This is a genomic window from Litorivivens sp., assembly GCF_057445395.1.
Genome location: NZ_JBVBUV010000071.1, coordinates 1 through 19,497, shown reverse-complemented (window position 1 = coordinate 19,497; position 19,497 = coordinate 1). Strand labels below are relative to the sequence as shown.

Sequence of the window (19,497 nt, the reverse complement as noted above, 5' to 3'; positions counted from 1 at the left end):
CTGGCATCGCCGCCTGATGTTCTGTGCCACCGTGTGTGTAATTGCGCCCGCCGTCGGTCGCCTGCAGCTGATCGCCATGAATCAGATGAGCGTTTGGATGGTGACCGGCGCGTTGCTGGTATTTGTAATCATTGGAATGCTAGCCGACCTGAAGCAGCACGGTCGCGTGCATCCTGCTTACAATTGGGGCGCCGCTGTGATTTTCTTGATGGCCCCACTGACCGACGCGCTATCAGACCTTGAAGCCCTCCAAAGCCTCGCACTGCGATTTAGCGGAGGCTAACCAGCATAACTCCGGCTCCTTATTTAGTATCATTGATCCTAGCATCACTGACCCTGACCCGGACCCTGTAAAGCCTACCAAATCGAGAAGCCCAATGACGCCAATTCACGCCCGACTACCACACGGTCAGTAGTATGATTACCTGCGATCAACACGACCATATCGAGATCGTTTGCACCTATCGGTATCCGATAAAACTGACACTGAAATCGGGTAGGAAGCTAGATTGTATCGGACTTGATACTCAATACGATAACCAGCGACGAGAGTGCATAAAGGTGGCTGTCGCGGATAAAATTCAGCTGATTGTTCTGGACGATATATCTCGGCTCGATGTGAGTGTTGAAAACCCCCACTTTCAGGCGGTTTCTTTCGAAAACCCCAGCGATCCTACCTTAGGCACCTAAAATCACATCTGAAGACCGTCGCCCGATTAGTTACGACACCCCAGCGGAGCGATGATCCCATGCTAGCAGCCAGTCCATATCTCGCAGGTAGTAAAGCGCAAAGCAGGCGGCCAACATTGGCCAGGCTGCAAAAAACAGCAGGTTGTTAAAGGCATCCAGATACTGCTGCCATGACGATAGCGTAGATATTCCATGCAGTAGGAATATCAAGCCGTAGCTAAAGCGCTGGTAAGCCCCGGCCAAAAAAACAAACACCAATAACAGCTGCAGGCAGCCCAGCACCGTAAATGCTGCAGCGGAGACGCCTGCCACACCATAGAAGTGTTCAAATACCTGGGCGCTGTGGTCAGGATTCAAAAGTTTGTCGATACTCCATACAAACATAACAACAAACACGCCCAATCGCAGGCTGAGCAACGCCTTCGCAACTTTTAGCTCTTTCATCTGAAACCCTCGCGATTTTGATTCATTATCCACTAATAGCTGCCACGGCAGACAATACCCCAGAAGACCATGCCCCTTAGATGCTGCAGTGCACAAGATGTTACAAGCCGGCATAACGTCTTAGCGACCCGCCTCTTTGGACTCATACTATCCTCGGGAACTTCACGATGTCCGCGCTGGCTTCAGCGTTGTGCAACACAGGAAAATTCCGGGTTACCGCGTTATGATACGGCGCTGCCGTCGATGTAACGCAAAACTGCCTGCACATAATTCGGCAATCTGGTGGCCACGCCAGCCGTTCGCGGTGTGGTTCTTCGGGCTTATTGCCTTTACCTTGATCAGTGAAAGACATCCGGATGCACTATCGAATTGTATTACCCTGTATCGCGCTGCTTTTAAGCGCTTGCGCGTCGATGAGCCCTGAAGAGTGCCAGTATGCGGATTGGCAGGAGGTAGGGCGCAGCGACGCTCAACGTGGCTTATCACAAGACCGCGTGGCTCAGCATCGAAAAAGCTGTGCTAAAGCCGGGTACCCGATAGATGCCCAGCAGTACTACGCTGGCTATCAGACCGGACTGCGCGATTATTGCATTGGCGTCACCGCCTACAATGCGGCAAGGCTCGGGCGAAGCAAACCCGTGCAGTGCGAACCGGCCTCCGTGCGCTCACACGACTTTACCCGGGCCTATCACTACGGCCTAAAAGTTCGAGATCAGGACCTGAAAATTTACGCATTGCAACAGGAACTAGCGGACTTAAGCGACTCAATTGCCGCCGGAGAAGCGCATTTTCATGAGATAAGGGCCACACTGGATCACGCTGAGCTGGACAATCACGAAGCCATAGCGCTGCACGAGGAATCCAAGCAGGTTAGCCATCAGATAGCACGCGACCAGCAGCATTTCGAGCAGCTGGAAGTTGAGTTGCGGACGGCCCAGAGCCACCTAGAACAGATGGAACGCAACTTTCAGCTTGGCCGATATTGATCCTATATTTCTATCTCGGCCGGGTCAGAATAGTGCCAAAGCATTGTCATCATGGAGTCGAGCCCCATTCAGGACTACCCCGACAATACACTCGGCTTACTATCGCGGTGCGCCTTCCTTGGCGGGCTCAACAACGACAGATCGAATACCATCGCCAGCACTGCGATCTACAGTATCGCGGAAAGCGGAGCCGCCAACGCGTGCAGAGCCGTGACCGCTGCGTAGCCCACTGTAGTAATAGCTCTGGTTCAACGACCCGATCGATTCGGCAACATCCTCTGCCTCGGCCAACACAGAATCACGCATATTGCGCTCGTCGGCCACAACGCTTGAGGCCATCACACTGCCCACTATCAGCAGCACCGGGGAAAACGCAAAACCGCGCTGCTTCAATTTCAATACCGTTGTCACACTCATCACAACTTTCCTCTCTGGCGACCACTACTGCAGATTTCCTAACGCACAACTGTATCGTTACGAAGACACTTGTACGATAGGTATCAATACGCATCACAATCCTAATTAATGGGGTAAGAGTTATTGATTCTGGACTCCAAAAGCCACATGCTTTTATCCCATAATAAAAAAGAACCGCCTTATTCGAGGCCTCGCGAGGAGTCAATGAAAGCAATCAATATCATTACCTGGCTGGTTTTTCCTGTCATGGTAGTCGCTGTGCTCGGCGGCGGCGTATGGGCTATTGATGCCGGTCACGAGCCAAGCCTGGTGGCCGGTGTTGGCACCTTTGTGAGCCTTGCGCTGGTGGTAGTCCTTGAGCGATTGCTTCCTTACCGAAAGGATTGGAACCAGTCGCAAGGCGACCTAGGTGCCGACTTGCTCTATCTACCAAGCTATTTCGGCATCAACGCGTTGGTACAACCGCTCGTGGTTGCGGGCATTGTGCTGGGAGGAGGCCTTCTGTCAGAGTCGCTGGACGTGGGGTTATGGCCATCAGATTGGCCGTTGCTCGCTCAGTTTCTACTAGCCTGTGTCGTAGTAGAGTTTTTTGATTACTGGCCCCATCGCTGGATGCACGAAGTGCCGCTGCTGTGGCGTTTTCACGCCATTCACCACAACCCTAAACGGCTGTATTGGCTGAATGCAACGCGAGCGCATTTTGGTGAAGTAGTATTTCGCGGGATCTTTAATGCCATTCCGCTGGCTGTATTGGGAGCAGGGGGTGAGGTGCTCGCACTGATAGGCTTGGCGAACTCTCTACTGGGCCTCTTCCAGCATGCCAATATCAACTTCAAGCTCGGCCCTTTGAGCTGGGTGTTCAGCGTAGGCGAAATGCATCGCTGGCATCACTCGGTCAAAGTGTCCGAGGCTAATCACAATTACGGGAGCAACTTCCTGTTCTGGGATGTTGTGTTTGGCACCCGATACCGTGACACAGAAAGGTCAGGCCCAGACAGACTGGGTATTGAGAATGACCACATTCCAAGCAGTTGGTGGTCTCAACTTGGGGTGCCCTTCAAAAAAACATCAAGCAACCCAGAGTGACTCACCCTCAGCCCCACTCCCGCCGGAAAATATTTTCCGGTGTTCCCTCGGCCGCTTGCTGTACGCTTTACACTACCTGCATCCGGCCAATTGCCAATTAACGGCCCTAACACTGCCCATGAGTCGCTGCACTCACTCGGGTTATATGATTAGGCTTTGTTAACAAACAGTCGCTTGAGCTTGATGTATTCTCTCAGGCCAACGTATCTGACTTCAACTGGAGCTGCTTGATGTCCACATGCCCTTATAAGAACATCCTAGACCCAGATATCTATGCAGATAGTAAGCATCACGCCATATTTGCGGATATCAGAGATCGCTCTGACGGCTTGGCGCGTATCGATGATCCCCTCACGGGCGTCCCGTACTGGGCAGTTACCAAGCGAGAGATCGCTGACTACGTTTGCAAGCACCCGCTGTTGTTCTCCAGCGAGGCGAAAACCATCCTGCCCAAGGAGGTTCCAGAGGAAGAAATTGCGCTGTCACGCCTCATGCTGGTAAACATGGACCCGCCTCATCACGTGAAATACCGCCGCATCGTACGCAATGCGTTTACCCCCAAAGCGGTATCAGGGTATGAGCAGCGATTTCGCGAAGTTGCCAGGGAAACCATCGATCGCATTGCCAGCAAAGGTGAATGCGAGTTTGTCACCGAGGTTGCGGCGGAGTTGCCACTCGTTGCCATACTTTCACTGTGCGGCATTCCAATGGAAGACAAGCAACAGTTCTTTGACTGGACCAACACGATGATCTTCAGCGAAGACGAAGATATGAGTGGTGAGGACGGTTTTGCGGCATCTCAGGCTGCCGCTATCGAAGTGTATGCCTATGCGGCAGCACTGGCAGAAAAGCATAAAACCGAACCACTAACCGATATCGTTGGTGCGCTGCTCGACGGCACAGTAAACGATGAAAAGCTGACACCGGAAGAATTCCAGCTGTTTTTTCTGATGCTGATTGCAGCGGGCAACGAAAGTACCCGCTCGGTTATCGCCCACGGTATGCGACTGCTGATTGAGCATCCAGATCAGCATCAAAAGCTGCTCGACAAGCCCGAACTTATCTCATCCGCCGTTGAGGAAATTCTGCGCTACAACCCCGCCTTTGTGCAGATGCGTCGCACGGTAATGCAAGACACGGAGATTCAGGGCCAAGCTCTGAAGGCGGGCGATAAGATGGTGCTGAATTGGCAGGCGATAAACCACGATCCGGATATTTTCGAAGACCCGGAGCGTTTTGACGTTGAGCGTTTCGCCCGCAACCCCGAACTCGGCAGCCAGCACCGCGCCTTCGGCAAGGGAGAGCACTTCTGCATCGGAGCGCACATGGCTCGATTGGAAATGCAGGTCATGTTCGAAGAGTTGCTGCCCCGCCTGAAGAACCCGCGTTTCGCCCAGCCTGTAGAGTATGTGCGAGATTACTTTGTAAACAGTATCAAACACATGCAGATTCAGTTTGACCCGGAAGTTGTGAAGTCCTCCTGAATACGATTCAACGGAGCTAGCGGAGTTAAGGACTATGGATAACGAGCGCGCGGTTGTAGGCAAACTGGTGTTTCACGGAACCGCGAATATTTTTATCTCTTTTTTCTGCGGAGCCATGATCGCGGCAGCCGCTATGGGGCAAATCAATAGCCAGAAGCAAGACTGGGTGTTGGCCCATATGGAGTCGCTCATTAACGGCATGATGCTGTTCATTGTCGCCGGATTTATCGGCAAGCTCGCCATGAGCGCCAAAAGTCAGCTCATTGCGGTCTACTGCCTGATTGGCATGGCATACTGCAACACTATTTTCGGCATCGGCCGTGGTGCAACTGGCGCGCTCGGCTATGAGTTTAACGACAATCTGGCTAACAATATCACTGCACTCGCGGGCCAGATTGGAGTACCACTTGCAGTGGTAGCATTTCTGCTTATTGGCCTCGCTGCTTGGCGAACTCGCTAGCTGCGACGCAACTCAGAGAGCAAGGCGCAATGGTCCGACATGTGTTTCCAAGGCTTTCCCGACAGCACGCGACTCGTAACCACATCGAATCCACGCTGATAAATGCGATCCATCGCTAACACAGGATGAATAGCCGGAAAGGTTTTTGCCAGCGCGCCTCGCTGAGCGAGTTCGGTCTCAGTCAAGCCCAGACTTTTCTCAATTTGAGCATGGGCTTTACCCCGCCAATCATTAAAGTCACCAGCCAAAATTAGCGCGTCGTCGGCAGGAATGGCATCACCGATATAATCAATCAGTTGGCTTACTTGCCGCCGCCGCTCTCTTTCAAATAGCCCCAGATGCACGCACAACAGGTGTATCCCCTCTTGCGTGTGGCCATGCAGTAGTCCGCGCTGGGAAAATGAATAGCAGCTGATATCGATATTTCGTGATTCGTTGAACGGAATTTCACTAAGGATGGCATTGCCGTGATGCCCGTGCTGGTATATCGCATTCTGCCCATACGCAAAATGATCCCAGACGGAATCCGCCAGATACTCCATTTGGTTGCCCTCCGGCCAGTCTGGAATTCGCCGCCTATTCTTTGTATTGTCTCCAACCACCTCCTGCAGAAATACCACATTGGCGCCACTTTGGCGCAGACAGTCGCGAATGCCTTCTAACGTAAACGCGCGATTTCCGGCGGAAAAGCCCTTATGGATGTTCAGTGTGAGAATTCGATATGTCGACATATACAACAGACTCTCCAGACTCGCGCTACGAACTAAAGCCCTAAACTAGACTCGAGCAGCTACATCCTTATAGATAGCTCGAAAAGAGCCAGCAAAACGCGTCGCGCAGGCGATAATGAATTGGTCTGCCATCGAGCTCAGAAAGAGTGAATCTGCGACTGACGGCAATCGTTTGCTGGATATGGTCCGACACCAGCTCAGCGAGTGTTTTATCGTGCATCTCAACGCCCAGCTCAAAGTTCAGACGCAGGCTACGTGAATCCATGTTAGCGGACCCAGCCATCACATAATTGCCATCAATCGTCAGAAGCTTTGTATGAGCAAAAGGCGGGGGCTGAGCATACACTTCAACATCCCACAGAATGAGCTCCCATAACATATTGCGTGTCGCCCAATCGACGAATCTTAGGTTGCTGCGCTGGGGTATGACGACCTGAACCTTGACCCCTCTCAGACTGGCAGATTGAAGAGCAGAAAGCAGCTCGCGGTTCGGAACAAAATAGGGAGTCATGATGGTAATCGACTCCTGAGCCGCGGAAAAAACACCCAGCAGCGTCATCGCTAGCGCATCAAGGTTTTCATCCGGGCCATCATCAATAACGCGACAGCACACCGAACCGCTTCCATCTTCTTCTCGCGGCGAGGGGAGTCCCTGAAGCTCCTGCCGGGTCACCATCCACCAGTCTCGCTGAAAGACTTTCTGCAGGCTTTGAACGACGGGGCCGGTTGCAAGAAAGTGTACATCTTTCGTTTTATGTCGATTGTTCGGATCGTCCACCATGTGCCGCGAATCGATATTGATGCCACCGAAAAAGGCTGTGTCGCCATCGATAATAGCAATTTTTCTGTGGTTGCGCAGATTGATACCAAACGATGGCGGTATCAACGACAAGGGCATAAACTCGACTACCTCAACCCCCGCCTTTCGCAAACCCGAAAGGGCTGTTTTCCCACTGTACAAGGCGCCGGTGCCGTCAATAATTACACGCACTGTAACACCACGGTTTACCGCTCGCGCCATGGCCTGAATCACGTCTTTCCCTATACCCCGCCCGGAAAACAGGTAACTGGATAGCAGCACACTCTGCTTAGCGTTATCGATAGCCGTAACTATTCGAGGGAAAAAGGCCTCACCGTTATACAACAGCTCTATACAGTTACCACTGCTCACGGGCTCGTGCGTCACCCTTTTGCCAACCCGCATAATCGCGGGCAAGGAGGACTCAATGTCAGATGCATTGACGACGTAATGGCGATCTGCGCGCTCATAACCGAAATGAAGAAATGGCAGATAGTGCCCAGAAAAGTGCCGCGCTACAGACCGGATGCGGTTAATACCAAAAATGAAATAGAGAAGCGGCCCAGCAATGGGGAAAAGTACTATCACGCCAACCCAACCCAGCGCCGCGCGATGATCGCGCTTGTATACCAGCGCGTGGACCAGCGCCAGTGCCATCACGCCAATATGTAGCGATATCAAAAACCAGCTCAATTCAACACTCCGTGCAAACGGCCGAATGTATCAACGGACAGTTTAACCATTTACAAGTGGCGACAGCCAGAAAACTCTAGGCCTGTAACTTATCACCCGTTTTGCTCCGTCAGCGTTAACCGTATTAACATGGCGACGCTTATTCAGCATGGCATCGACTAATTGGCCTGTTTCTGATCAGGCATGACATCACTCGAATGCCATCTAAGCCAGCTATGTCATTCGGCTTTTCCACTACCTGTCAGGCCGCAATACGCGATAGACCGCCTAATACTCTGCGTGATTCAAGCCGCACGCCCCAAAGGATATTGCGGCGGTGAAAGTCTTCTCAAAATAGCAGGCCTCTTATGCCATTGATCTTCGATCTGGAACGCCCGATGCTAGAATACCAGCCGCTAAATCAAGGAATTTTCATTGGTCATCCTAGAAAAAGAAAATTGGTCAAAAACATTCTCCAACGAGGATTTCTCAGATTGCGACATTGCGGCCATCGAATTTGACGGATGCACTTTCACTGATTGTGACTTCAGTGAAGCAAGCCTCGCAAAAAGCACTTTCTCTGACTGCGCGTTTGAGCGCTGCAATTTAAGCGTCGTCCGACTGGATTACTGCAAACTTTCTGATGTAACTTTTCGTGACTGCAAACTGCTGGGTGTAGATTGGACTCGGGTAGCCTGGCCTCGAATGTTATTTGAATCGCCCATCCGGTTTTACGACTGCTTACTTAGCGACAGCTCCTTTCATGGACTGCAGCTACCAGAAATAGTGATGGAGGGGTGCACCACACACAACGTGGATTTTAGAGAGGGAGATTTTTCCAAGGCCAGCTTTATCCGAAGTGATTTTACTGGCGCTATTTTTTCTGAGACCAACTTGACCGGCACCGATTTTTACGGCGCCATCGAATTTGATATTGATATCACGCGAAATCAGATTGCGCAGGCGAAGTTTGATCGCTTTGAGGCAGTACGATTGCTTGCATGTCTGGACATAGAGCTAATCGACTGAGCACTTCACAGGTACCGGCTCGAGAAAGGCTGTCTAGTGCTATTACCCATCCTCACCAACCCCAGAGGATTACCAGGCGCGTATTAGCGCTATTAGAGCGTCCGCAAAAAAGCGATCAGGGATTTTCGTTGCCTAGGGGTTAAGCCCTTAAACAAATGAAGTAGTTCGAGCTGATCAGCTGTTAGATAGACCGGTACAGTTTCATTTACCCCGCCACCAGCTTCGCGGTCTCGCCCTGTGGTCAACCATTGGTAGCTGACACCAAGCTCAGCGGCCAATGCTTCCAGGCGTTCTCGTCGCGGTGCGGTGCCCTGGCCCGATTCCCATTGACTGCAAGCACTGCGAGTAATGCCCATTGCCGCCGCCAGCTCTGCCTGCGAGAGCCCCGCCGCCTGACGCGCCTGCTTGATACGTGAACCAATACTCATGGCGGGAGTTTAGAAATACTTGACGAGAGGGGAAAGGCAAGAATAATTAACCAGCTAAGGTTAGTATTGCTAACCTCGCTTTTCTGAATACCAAGGGACTGGAACAGACATGGTAAATTCACTGAATCCAACAGGAGACCTAAACCAGCTTCTCACTGAGTTCGGGCTTGATCCTGACGCTATTGCCGATCGCGCGCAGCTAGCGGTAGAGCAGGTAATTCTCGCTCTATGCCCCCACTATACGACGCGATGCCCGCTTATTATTTTGATAAAGGTACATTGCGCTGCAGAAACGCTGCTGCGACACAGTGGCTGGGAAGGAGACACGCGCATTATATGGCGACATTTTTCCGCATTGCTGGAGTCGGCCAGAGCGACCGACAATTGACCCAGCCCCGGCACCACGAGCCGGGAAATGCTATTTGCGTAAACCGGTCGATATCTCGCGCCTGCAATCAACCAACCACTTCTGCCAGATCACCCTTGGTTTCAAGCCAGGCTTTACGATCTGACGAACGCTTCTTGGCCAGTAACATGTCCATGATGGCTGCCGTATCATCACCGGGCTCTACGGTGAGGCGAACCAGCCTGCGAGTGTCGGGGTCCATAACAGTTTCACGAAGCTGCAGCGGATTCATCTCACCCAAGCCTTTAAAACGGGTCACCTGAATCTTACCTCGCTTGCCTTCGGCTTCAATGCGATCAAGCACGCCCTGTCGCTCACTTTTATCCAGCGCGTAATAGGTTTCCTTGCCCACATCGATTCGGTACAGCGGCGGCATGGCCACGAACACATGACCGGCCTGCACCAAAGGCTTAAAATGTCGTACAAACAGCGCGCAGATCAGGGTGGCGATGTGAGCACCGTCAGAATCCGCATCTGCGAGGATGCAAACCTTGTGATAGCGCAGGCCGCTTAGATCGTCAGACGCCGGATCGACGCCGATGGCCACCGAAATATCATGCACTTCCTGTGAGCCGAGAATTTCCTGCGAGTCCACTTCCCAAGTGTTCAGAATTTTACCGCGCAGCGGCAAAATAGCCTGAAACTCACGGTTGCGGCCCTGCTTGGCACTACCGCCGGCAGAATCCCCTTCTACCAGAAACAGTTCGCCGCGCGACGGATCGTCACCCGAGCAGTCCGCGAGCTTGCCTGGCAACGCCGGCCCCGATGTCACCTTTTTACGCACCACTTTCTTGGCTTTGCGCAAGCGGGTCTGGGCATTGGAGATGCATAGCTCGGCCAGCTTTTCCGCTTCGCCAGTGTGCTGATTCAGCCACAAACTGAAGGCATCTTTGGCCACTCCGGAAACAAAGGCCGCAGCCTCGCGTGAACTCAAACGCTCCTTGGTCTGACCGGAGAACTGAGGATCTTCCAGCTTAGACGACAACACATAGCAGCATTTGTCCCAGATATCTTCCGGAGTCAATTTCACCCCGCGTGGCAGCAAGTTGCGAAACTCACAAAACTCGCGCATGGCCTCAAGCAGACCGGTGCGCAAGCCATTTACGTGGGTACCGCCCTGGGCGGTGGGTATCAGGTTCACGTACGATTCGGTGGTCAGCTCACCACCTTCCGGCAGCCATTGCACCGCCCAGTCTACAGCTTCGTTGTGGCTGGAGAAGGTCCCGACAAAAGGGTCCGTGGGCAGAGTTTCCCAGCCTTTGGTACTGCTGGTGAGATAATCGACTAGGCCGTCTTCGTAAAGCCATTCTTCGCTGGCGTCACCGGTCTCGTCTTTAAATATAACGCGCAGGCCGGAACAGAGCACAGCCTTGGCGCGCAATACATGCTTCAGGCGAGAAACTGAAAACTTGGCGGAGTCAAAATATTTTGGATTGGGTTTGAAGCGCACAGTGGTGCCGGTATTGCGCTTACCGCAGGAATCGATCACTTCCAGATCTGAAGCCTTATCCCCGTCGGCAAAGGTCATGCGGTAGACCTGCCCGTCGCGGCGAATGATGACCTCAAGCTCGGACGAGAGCGCGTTTACGACCGATACACCCACGCCGTGCAAACCACCCGAAAACTGATAGTTTTTGTTGGAAAACTTGCCGCCCGCGTGAAGGGTGGTAAGAATCACCTCCACCCCTGGCTTGCCCTGCACCTTGTGCATATCCACCGGCATACCCCGGCCGTCGTCGCTACAACTCAACGAACCGTCTTTGTACAGGGTAACGGTGAGCTCCTTCGCATGTCCCGCCAGCGCCTCATCGACGCTGTTATCGATCACTTCTTGAGCAAGGTGATTGGGGCGGGTGGTGTCGGTATACATACCGGGGCGCTTGCGCACCGGCTCCAGCCCCGTGAGGACTTCAATCGATTCAGCGGTATAGTCAGACATAAAGTTTATTGTTCAGTCAGATTCAGAAAAACGGCAATATCGGGCAGGTACTGCTCGTAGGTGGTAAAGGAGTGGTCGCCGCCCGGTTCGACGGTCATTCTACACGCACTGTAGTAGCTTTGTGCATTTCTGTAATCAAGGGTTTCATCTCCCTCCTGCAAAAGCACCCAATAGCGCTCCGGCGTAAGGGACGAAGGCTCCATGCGGGCCAATTCTTCGGTGTGCCCCAGGGTTATCTGAAAGTATTCATCGGTATATGGGTTGTGATTTTCGCCAATATAATGGCGAATCAAGTTATGGGGGCGCACGGCTGGATTGATCAGCACCGCTGGCAGCGCATATTTCTCCGCGAGCACCGTGGCAAAAAAACCACCCAGTGAACTGCCGATCAGCCCCACCCGCTCATGGCTGGCCAGCAGTGCCTGCAGCTCATACTCAACGGTGTCCAGCGTGGCCTGCGGGGTATTGGGCAACGCGGGTACGCGACAGCTGACCGCAGGCTCAAGCGCCTCCATAAAGGCGCCGGTTTGCTGCGCCTTTATGGACTGGGGAGAAGAGATGAAACCGTGTATGTACAGGACTGCTGCAGCCAATCAGTACCCCTTGGCAGCCAGGTCTATGGAAAAGGGCACATCCAGCACGCGCTCGACGCCAGTTTTCAGCGAACCATCATCGAAGAGCTCAAACCAGCGCAGGCCTGGTGCCTCGTCGCTCACCAGAAATCCGGGGCTGGACCGGGCGAACTGCACACAGGTGGAAGGAGATGTAATGAATCGAATACCGTCGCGCACGGTATCCATTTCCTGATGTACGTGTCCTGAGGTGACAGCTTTCACCTGCGGGTAGCGGCTAAGCACCTCGGTCAATTCTTCGCTGTTGCTCAGTACCTGCTCATCCAACCACTCGCAACCTACAGGCAATACGTGGTGATGCAGGGCAACAAGCGTGTATTGGTCGCGATGTTGCTTGAGCTGTTCATCCAGAAAGACAAGCTGATCGTCACCAAGCGTTCCGCATGGCGTGCCCGGCACGGAGGAATCGAGCGACAACAATTGCCAGGCACCCAGATCAACCCGGGGGCGGAACCAGCGCTCGTCGCATATGGCTTTCATAGCCGGCACGTTGTCGTGATTGCCCGGCAGCCACACTACATTGTCGCGCTGCGCGAATACATCGTATACACGCTGATAAGCTTCGCGGTAACCGTTGTTGGAGATATCACCACTGAGCAGGTAAAGCTCGGGCGCCGGCATGGACTCCGCCAGCCGCAATACCTGAGAAAAACTGTAGTCGGTATCAAGCCCCAATAGCTCGTAGCCTGGCAGCTTGCCCAGATGGGTGTCGCTGAGTTGTGTGATCCGTGTCGGCTTCATTGAGTTGCCAAAATCGCTCCTGCGAAAGTATTGCTCAAGCAACTGATGCTTGCATGAAGAATTTCAGCCTGTCTCCCGTGGCTCGCGGTGCCGACCTGACGGTTGTGTGGGCTTTCCAGAGATTGAGACATACAACGCCAAATCAGACCAGCTACTTTGTCGCATTTTCGCAGCACAAATAGCTACAGTGCTGTGAATTCTTCCACTTGCATTTCGCTACGCCCCTGGTCTAGGCAGTGTTCAAGCCACTCCCCCAGGAACCGGTTCCATTGTTGTTTTTCGTCGCGCTGGTGCATCTGCCGGTTGGGATAGCTGTGCTTGCTCAGCACCCGGTTGCAGTTGGCAAAGGAAGCAACTTCGGCCACCCCGGCATCGTGATACACGCGCACAGACATACGGCTGTTCAGCTCCTCAAGCGAACCCTGCTGCTGGGTGATTGCCAGCAAGCTGGTATAGGGGGTGCGCTCTACCACCTTTATGCGAACCGAGGAGCGCTCACCTACAGCAAACGCGCGACAATCACCTGACTCCATACGCGGAAGCAATCTGCACAGACGCACAAAGTTCAGCTCGCACTCTGCAAGGTGCGCTGAAAGATCGACGTTGTACACTGATTTAACCACTAATCTTCCCGTTTTTACCCAAGGGTGAACTGCCCAGCTAAGCACGATCATACCCGCTGGGGGTATACTTAAAAATACTTAATTAACCTGATTCACCAAGGCCAATTTGCTAAACTCGCTGCCGGAAACCTACAGGACACGAAGGATAGCCTGATGTCGCATCGCTTTATACCCTTGGCACTGGCCGGCCTGGTCAGCTTTGGTAGTTCGCTCAGCCTTGGCGAGAGCCTCAGTGAAATCTACGAACTGGCGCTGCAAAATGATGCCACGCTTAAGGCGGCGGAGGCCACCTATCGGGCTAATCTGGAAACTGAGAATATTACCAGAGCGGCACTTCTGCCCCAGGTCAGCGGCAACGCCCGCTACAGCCGCAGTGAAAGCGAAATAGAGCAAGGCCCCAATCCCACCCGTGGCACAACCACTCCCATCAACCTGGACCTGGACACCGATAACACGACACTGTCTCTGTCGTTGAACCAGAGCATTTTTGACCTACCCAGCTGGTTTACCTTCCGCTCCGGAAAGCTCATCAGCAAACAGGCCGAAGCACAGCTCGCCGCCGATCAACAGGACCTTATCGTGCGGGTCGCCCAGAGCTATTTTGGGGTATTGCGCGCCTATGAGAATCTGGAGGCGGCCCGCGCTGAAGAACGTGCTGCCAAGCGCCAACTTGAGCAAACCCAGCAACGCTTTGATGTTGGCCTGATTGCCATCACCGATGTGCATGAAGCGCGTGCAGTCTATGACAATACCGTGGCCCAGCGCCTGACCTTCGAGGCAAATCTGGGTACCGCTTACGAAGCTCTTTCAGTATTGACTGGACGCAGCCACAGCGAGATCGCTCGCCTGAGCGAAGAGTTCCCCATCACTGATCCAACGCCAGCGGATCGCGCCGAGTGGGTCAACTTCGCCTTGAAAAACAACCACCAGTTGCGTGCTGCGCTGTATCGCATGCAGTCGAGTCAGAAAACTGCCGAAGCTAAAAAATGGGAACACCTGCCGTCGGTGACAGGCAGTATCAACTACCAGGACAGCGACGCCGAAAATGAGTACGCCGCCGCTGCCGGCAGTTTTTCAACCGACGACCTGACAGAAACCGTGGTCTACCAGATTGACCTGAACGTTCCTATCTTCTCAGGTGGCGGTGTAAGCGCCACTCGCCGACAAGCTTACGAGCAGTACAACGCCGCATTGCAGCAGAAATTGAACACCCAGCGCCAGATAGTGCAGCAAACCCGCTCACTGCACCTGACCGTTGGCACCGATGTACAGCGCATCAAAGCCCGCAAGCAGAACATCGTGTCAGCCCAGAGCGCACTGGATGCCACCAAGGCAGGTTACGAAGTGGGAACACGCAATATTGTTGACGTGCTGCAGTCGCAGCGTTCGCTGTACGCGGCAATTCGCGACTACGCCAACACGCGATTCGACTATGTGCTGAATATGTTGCGACTTAAGCAGCAGGCGGGGACCTTGAGTCCGGATGATATTTACATGTTGGATAAGTGGTTGTTGGCCGAGCAGGCGCAGAAGCAGGATAAGTAAGGTCGCTCGCCGATTTAACTAAGCACAACTCTCTTTACGAAGTGGTTTTTGGCTTTTGTTTCGCCCTGCTGGGCGAAACAGATGCCAGCAGCCAACCTCGATAATGAGAACTACGACAAAACCCCGTCAATAACCCCCAACAACCTCCCCAATGCTCCCCGATTGGCCTCAATCACGCCAATCGCCGCATCACCGCGCTGCTGCCGTACGGCGTCGTCCTGGAGAAGACCCAAGACCTCACGCGCCAGCGTCTCGGCAGAATCTGCCAATGTCAGTGCACCCGCCTGCTGCAGCAAGGCGGAAATTTCGAGAAAGTTGTAGTCACTCGGGCCATTGACCAAAGGCAAGCCCCAAGCCGCCGGCTCAAGACTGTTATGCCCGCCACGCGGTATAAAGCTACCACCCACACTGGCAACATCGGCACAACCAAACAGCAATTTGAGTTCACCCATAGTGTCCAGCAAAAGAACCGCCACACCGCCGACCTGATCACCATGACTTCGTCGCGCATACCCTAGCCCGCTGCGCTCAATCAGGGCAGCCACTGCATCAAAGCGCTCGGGGTGACGCGGCGCAACTAACAGCAACGCCTCAGGGACCGCCGCGCGCACCTGCGAGAACGCCTCCAGAATCATGCTCTCCTCGCCTTCGTGGGTACTGGCACAAATCCAGACAGGTCGCCTATCTGCCTGCCAGGCATTGCGCTCTGCAAGAGCCTGTTCTCGCAGCGCGTCGTCGATGGTGATATCAAACTTTACGCTACCGGAGACCAACACCTGCCCAGACTCCGCGCCGAGCGATCGAAAACGCTCGGCGTCGGCCTCAGTCTGGGCAACGATTCTTGAAAAACGGCTAAAGACTGCCTCAGTCAACGCCCGCAACCGGGCGTAACCACGGGCCGATTTCTCCGACAACCGGGCATTGGCCAGCACCACCGGCACCCCCGCATCGCGGGCGCAACACACCATGTTCGGCCAGATTTCGGTTTCCATGATCAGCAGCAGAGCAGGCCGCGTTTTCGCCATAAAGCGCTTCAGTGAAAAAGGCAGGTCATAAGGTGCATACACATGAAATACGCTGTCACCCAACATATCGCGCACCCGCTCCGATCCGGTCGGGGTCATGGTGGTCACCACTACCACATGGTCTGGATAGCGCGATTGCAACTCCCGAATCAGCGGTATGGCAGCGATAACCTCGCCTACCGACACAGCATGTACCCAGAGGCTTTTCTCCATCGCCGGGCAAGTAAAAAAACCAAAGCGCTCGGCAATGCGACGCCGGTAAGCCGGTGCTTTCAGTGAGCGCTGCAACAATCTGAGCACCAGAAACGGCGACAATATATAGAACAGCACTGTATATAGAAGAAGTGGCATAACTCTGGCGGGTGGCAATTGTGCCGCAAAGGATAACGACAGCCCCGAAACAAGTGAAGCTCTTTGCTATACTGCGCCCCTCGAAAGGAGAGTTTATGACACAGACGCAAGCCCGCGTAGACACAGTAATTTTCGGGGGCGGCATCGCCGGCCTGTGGCTGCTGAACAGGCTGGTGGCCGAGGGCCGCAACGCCGTGCTCTTTGAGCAGGATGCCCTGGGCAGCAGCCAGACTATCGCCTCACAGGGCATGATTCACGGCGGCATCAAGTATGCGCTGGGCGGCGCGCTGACCGGAGAATCGGAGGCCATCGCCGCCATGCCGGGCCACTGGGCGCGCTGCCTGGAAGGCAAGGGCGATGTGGATATCAGCGCCTGCAATGTGCTGAGCCATCACTTCTATCTGTGGTCAACCCGCTCCATTACGTCGAAACTGACCTCTTTTTTTGCCAGCAAAATGTTGCGCGGCCGTGTGAACTCAGTGAAAGCAGCAGATCGCCCACCCGCTTTCGATAGCCCACAGTTTCGCGGCTCGCTCTACCGACTGGCTGATCTGGTGCTCGATGTACCATCCCTACTGGACACATTGGCAGCGCCACACCGCGACCGTATTTTTCGCATCGATTGGCAAACCGCCGCATTGCTGCGCAAAGACCGGCGTATCATCGCGCTGCGCTTTGCGGACGGTCTCATGCTCGAAGCAGATCACTTTGTATTCGCCGCCGGCGCTGGCAATGAAGCTCTGCTCAACGCAGTAAACCTTGAGCAACCCGCCATGCAGCGCCGACCGCTGCAACAAGTACTGGTAAAACACGACTTTCCCAGCCCGCTCTACGCCCATTGCATGGGCAATAACCCGTCACCGCGCCTGACCATTTCCAGCCATCGCTGCAATGACGGCCGCCACTGCTGGTATCTGGGCGGTGATCTGGCAACCGAGGGCGTAAATATGGACAGCGGCGAGCTGATCGAGCGCGCACAGAAGGAGCTGGCCGAACTGTTCCCTTGGATCAACTTCGGCACCACCCAATGGGCTACACTAAAAGTAGACCGGGCCGAGCCGCGCCAAACCCAGCTGGTTAAGCCAGATAAGGCCTATGCCGAGCGTCCTAAAGACTGTGACAATCTGCTCGTGTGCTGGCCCACTAAACTGACCCTGACACCGGATATGGCAAACCAGGCCAGCACGCTGCTGGGCTCCACGCCACCGAACGGAGCAACAGGCGCCATACCCGAGGCATTGGAGCGCCTGCCACGCCCCCCCATTGCCACGCCCTGCTGGGAAACCCTGTTTTGAGGAGGCGGCCATGACCAGTAACACACAACCATTGCCGCAACGGCGTTTTGGCAGCACCGAATTAAGCGTGAGCCCACTCGGCCTCGGTACGGTTAAGCTAGGGCGGGATAAGGGCGTTAAATATCCGCACCCCTTTACCATTCCAGACGACCGCGCTGCCGCAGACCTGATTGCACTGGCGAGAGATCTGGGCATCAACCTAATTGATACCGCACCCGCTTATGGCCGCAGCGAAGAACGACTTGGACCTCTGCTCAAAGGTCAGCGCGAACACTGGGTTATCTGCTCAAAGGTGGGCGAAGAGTTCAACAACGACAACGGTGATTCCCACTTCGATTTCAGTGCCCGCCACACCCGTCAGAGCATCGAACGCAGCCTGGACCGCCTGAAAACCGACTACATTGATATTGTGCTGATTCACTCGGACGGCCGCGATGAATATATTCTCCAGCATGAAGGCGCGCTCACGGCCCTGCAGCAATGCAAGCAGGAGGGTTTGATTCGCGCCATTGGAATGTCGACCAAAACCGTTACCGGCGGTTTGCTGGCCGCCGAGTTGAGCGACGCCGTTATGGTGAGCTACAACGCCGCCCACCAGGAGGAGTCGCCGGTACTGGATTACTGCGCACGCCACGGCAAAGCCGCGATTCTGAAGAAAGCGCTGGGCAGCGGCCACCTGATCAGCGAAAACGACCCTGCCCAGGCAGCGATGGGTTTTGCTCTGTCACACCCCGGCGTTACCAGCGCGATTGTTGGCACCATCAACCCGCAGCACTTGCGTGAAAATGTCGCCGCCTGCCTGCGCGCCCTGGGAAAAAGCGCCAACCTTGCGGCGACGCAACTATAACCGGCAGTTTTAAGCTTGCTGCCAAAGCGTCTTTAGCACGCCCACAGGGTCTGTGATATTATCGCGCCCCTATTGAACATGACTTCACTGGAGAACTCTTATGAGTGACAACATTACTCACGTCACAGACAGCTCTTTCGAGTCTGACGTTCTGTCTGCTGATTTGCCGGTACTGGTGGATTTCTGGGCGGAATGGTGTGGCCCCTGTAAAATGATTGCGCCCATTCTTGACGAAATCGCCAACGATTACGCGGGCAAAATCAAAGTCTGCAAGCTGGACGTAGACGCCAACTCTGACACACCTGCCAAATTCAGCGTGCGCGGCATTCCCACCCTGATGATATTCAAGGGCGGTAACGCCGAAGCCACTAAAGTGGGTGCGATTTCCAAGAGCCAGCTCGCCGAATTTATCGACGCGGCCCTGTAATTATCCCCCTTTAACCCTGCTTGCCTTCCACGGCAGGCAGGGTTATAGTGAAATCAGGTGTAGACGCCCACCCGGGCAAGTGCTAGATTGCACACATCACCCCTTGAAACCAATCTTATACTTTCGCTTCTTTTTAACGATTTAACTCCGCGTTCACGCCGCGCGTGTGCTTCGCAAGTTTTTCAACTTCCCAATAATCACTCCCAAAACCAATATGAACCTGACTGATTTAAAAACCAAATCCACCCAAGAATTGCTTGATATCGCCAATGAAATTGGCCTCGACAACGTTGCCCGCTCCCGCAAACAGGATATTATTTTCTCCATCCTGAAGCGTCACGCCAAAAGCGGTGAAGACATTTACGGTGATGGTGTTCTGGAAATTCTGCAGGATGGCTTCGGCTTCTTGCGTTCTGCCGCCGCTTCTTACCTGGCAGGCC

Annotated in this window: 21 protein-coding genes and 1 pseudogene; 12 read left to right on the top strand and 10 right to left on the bottom strand. The window is 54.0% G+C overall.

Going from position 1 to position 19,497, the window contains the following annotated elements; genetic code table 11:
• Both AC222A_RS15845 and AC222A_RS15840 read left to right on the top strand, forming a co-directional pair.
• A pseudogene (locus AC222A_RS15845) lies at window positions 1–283 on the top strand (hypothetical protein); the annotation flags it as partial.
• 134 nt (window positions 284–417) lie between these two features.
• Complete coding sequence (locus AC222A_RS15840; RefSeq protein WP_486775233.1) at window positions 418–690, top strand: Rho-binding antiterminator; 273 nt, start codon at window positions 418–420, stop codon at window positions 688–690.
• Between the two features lie 30 nt (window positions 691–720).
• On the opposite strand, the gene AC222A_RS15835 is transcribed toward AC222A_RS15840, so the two are convergent.
• Window positions 721–1,134 carry a hypothetical protein gene (locus tag AC222A_RS15835; RefSeq protein WP_486775232.1) on the bottom strand — a complete coding sequence of 138 codons (414 nt, stop codon included), beginning with the start codon at window positions 1,132–1,134 and terminating at the stop codon, window positions 721–723.
• 356 nt (window positions 1,135–1,490) lie between these two features.
• Here AC222A_RS15835 and AC222A_RS15830 point away from each other — a divergent pair, with 356 nt between their 5' ends.
• Window positions 1,491–2,120: a DUF2799 domain-containing protein gene (locus AC222A_RS15830; RefSeq protein ID WP_486775231.1), complete on the top strand. Its 630-nt coding sequence runs from the start codon at window positions 1,491–1,493 to the stop codon at window positions 2,118–2,120.
• Between the two features lie 99 nt (window positions 2,121–2,219).
• Here AC222A_RS15830 and AC222A_RS15825 read toward each other — a convergent pair whose 3' ends face one another.
• On the bottom strand, window positions 2,220–2,537 hold the full coding sequence (locus AC222A_RS15825) for a hypothetical protein (RefSeq protein ID WP_486775230.1): 318 nt from the start codon (window positions 2,535–2,537) through the stop codon (window positions 2,220–2,222).
• 204 nt (window positions 2,538–2,741) lie between these two features.
• Between AC222A_RS15825 and AC222A_RS15820 the strand changes: the two genes are divergently transcribed.
• The 3 genes from AC222A_RS15820 to AC222A_RS15810 all read left to right on the top strand — a co-directional run bounded on the left by AC222A_RS15820 (window position 2,742) and on the right by AC222A_RS15810 (window position 5,567).
• Window positions 2,742–3,623 carry a sterol desaturase family protein gene (locus AC222A_RS15820; RefSeq protein WP_372765042.1) on the top strand — a complete coding sequence of 294 codons (882 nt, stop codon included), beginning with the start codon at window positions 2,742–2,744 and terminating at the stop codon, window positions 3,621–3,623.
• Window positions 3,624–3,853: 230 nt separating this feature from the next.
• On the top strand, window positions 3,854–5,107 hold the full coding sequence (locus AC222A_RS15815) for a cytochrome P450 (protein ID WP_372749756.1): 1,254 nt from the start codon (window positions 3,854–3,856) through the stop codon (window positions 5,105–5,107).
• A 34-nt stretch (window positions 5,108–5,141) separates the two neighbouring features.
• A complete protein-coding gene (locus AC222A_RS15810) occupies window positions 5,142–5,567 on the top strand; it encodes a styrene oxide isomerase (RefSeq protein WP_372749757.1) in 426 nt (141 codons plus the stop codon).
• Here AC222A_RS15810 and AC222A_RS15805 read toward each other — a convergent pair.
• Both AC222A_RS15805 and AC222A_RS15800 read right to left on the bottom strand, forming a co-directional pair.
• Complete coding sequence (locus tag AC222A_RS15805; protein ID WP_486775229.1) at window positions 5,564–6,298, bottom strand: endonuclease/exonuclease/phosphatase family protein; 735 nt, start codon at window positions 6,296–6,298, stop codon at window positions 5,564–5,566. The two genes, AC222A_RS15810 and AC222A_RS15805, sit on opposite strands and share 4 nt — an antisense overlap.
• A 67-nt stretch (window positions 6,299–6,365) precedes the next feature.
• Window positions 6,366–7,790: a phospholipase D-like domain-containing protein gene (locus AC222A_RS15800; protein ID WP_486775228.1), complete on the bottom strand. Its 1,425-nt coding sequence runs from the start codon at window positions 7,788–7,790 to the stop codon at window positions 6,366–6,368.
• Window positions 7,791–8,204: 414 nt separating this feature from the next.
• On the opposite strand from AC222A_RS15800, the gene AC222A_RS15795 reads away from it, so the two are divergent.
• Window positions 8,205–8,798 (top strand): pentapeptide repeat-containing protein, encoded by a 594-nt coding sequence (locus AC222A_RS15795; protein WP_372782020.1) that lies wholly within the window; start codon window positions 8,205–8,207, stop codon window positions 8,796–8,798.
• 92 nt (window positions 8,799–8,890) lie between these two features.
• Here AC222A_RS15795 and AC222A_RS15790 read toward each other — a convergent pair whose 3' ends face one another.
• The 5 genes from AC222A_RS15790 to AC222A_RS15770 all read right to left on the bottom strand — a co-directional run bounded on the left by AC222A_RS15790 (window position 8,891) and on the right by AC222A_RS15770 (window position 13,567).
• Entirely contained in the window at window positions 8,891–9,226 is a 336-nt protein-coding gene (locus AC222A_RS15790) for a helix-turn-helix domain-containing protein (RefSeq protein WP_372750633.1), read from the bottom strand.
• A gap of 455 nt (window positions 9,227–9,681) precedes the next feature.
• Window positions 9,682–11,571: a DNA topoisomerase IV subunit B gene (gene parE, locus AC222A_RS15785; RefSeq protein ID WP_372797343.1), complete on the bottom strand. Its 1,890-nt coding sequence runs from the start codon at window positions 11,569–11,571 to the stop codon at window positions 9,682–9,684.
• Window positions 11,572–11,576: 5 nt separating this feature from the next.
• Complete coding sequence (locus AC222A_RS15780) at window positions 11,577–12,164, bottom strand: YqiA/YcfP family alpha/beta fold hydrolase (RefSeq protein ID WP_486775227.1); 588 nt, start codon at window positions 12,162–12,164, stop codon at window positions 11,577–11,579.
• Window positions 12,165–12,944, bottom strand: coding sequence for a 3',5'-cyclic-AMP phosphodiesterase (gene cpdA, locus AC222A_RS15775; RefSeq protein WP_372759286.1), 780 nt, complete (start codon window positions 12,942–12,944; stop codon window positions 12,165–12,167). It lies immediately after the preceding gene.
• A gap of 182 nt (window positions 12,945–13,126) precedes the next feature.
• Window positions 13,127–13,567 (bottom strand): DUF1249 domain-containing protein, encoded by a 441-nt coding sequence (locus AC222A_RS15770; RefSeq protein WP_372782028.1) that lies wholly within the window; start codon window positions 13,565–13,567, stop codon window positions 13,127–13,129.
• 153 nt (window positions 13,568–13,720) lie between these two features.
• On the opposite strand from AC222A_RS15770, the gene AC222A_RS15765 reads away from it, so the two are divergent.
• Complete coding sequence (locus AC222A_RS15765) at window positions 13,721–15,112, top strand: TolC family outer membrane protein (RefSeq protein WP_372749839.1); 1,392 nt, start codon at window positions 13,721–13,723, stop codon at window positions 15,110–15,112.
• A gap of 110 nt (window positions 15,113–15,222) precedes the next feature.
• On the opposite strand, the gene waaA is transcribed toward AC222A_RS15765, so the two are convergent.
• Window positions 15,223–16,488 (bottom strand): lipid IV(A) 3-deoxy-D-manno-octulosonic acid transferase, encoded by a 1,266-nt coding sequence (gene waaA / locus AC222A_RS15760; RefSeq protein ID WP_486775226.1) that lies wholly within the window; start codon window positions 16,486–16,488, stop codon window positions 15,223–15,225.
• 95 nt (window positions 16,489–16,583) lie between these two features.
• Between waaA and AC222A_RS15755 the strand changes: the two genes are divergently transcribed.
• From AC222A_RS15755 to AC222A_RS15740, 4 genes are all read left to right on the top strand, one after another.
• Window positions 16,584–17,783: an NAD(P)/FAD-dependent oxidoreductase gene (locus AC222A_RS15755; RefSeq protein ID WP_372782032.1), complete on the top strand. Its 1,200-nt coding sequence runs from the start codon at window positions 16,584–16,586 to the stop codon at window positions 17,781–17,783.
• 10 nt (window positions 17,784–17,793) lie between these two features.
• Window positions 17,794–18,630, top strand: a complete 837-nt coding sequence (locus AC222A_RS15750; RefSeq protein ID WP_372759581.1) for an aldo/keto reductase — start codon at window positions 17,794–17,796, stop codon at window positions 18,628–18,630.
• Between the two features lie 100 nt (window positions 18,631–18,730).
• Window positions 18,731–19,057, top strand: coding sequence for a thioredoxin TrxA (gene trxA, locus AC222A_RS15745; RefSeq protein WP_372749239.1), 327 nt, complete (start codon window positions 18,731–18,733; stop codon window positions 19,055–19,057).
• Between the two features lie 214 nt (window positions 19,058–19,271).
• Window positions 19,272–19,497: Rho termination factor N-terminal domain-containing protein (locus AC222A_RS15740; protein ID WP_486775225.1), on the top strand; the 226-nt coding region annotated here is incomplete at its 3' end.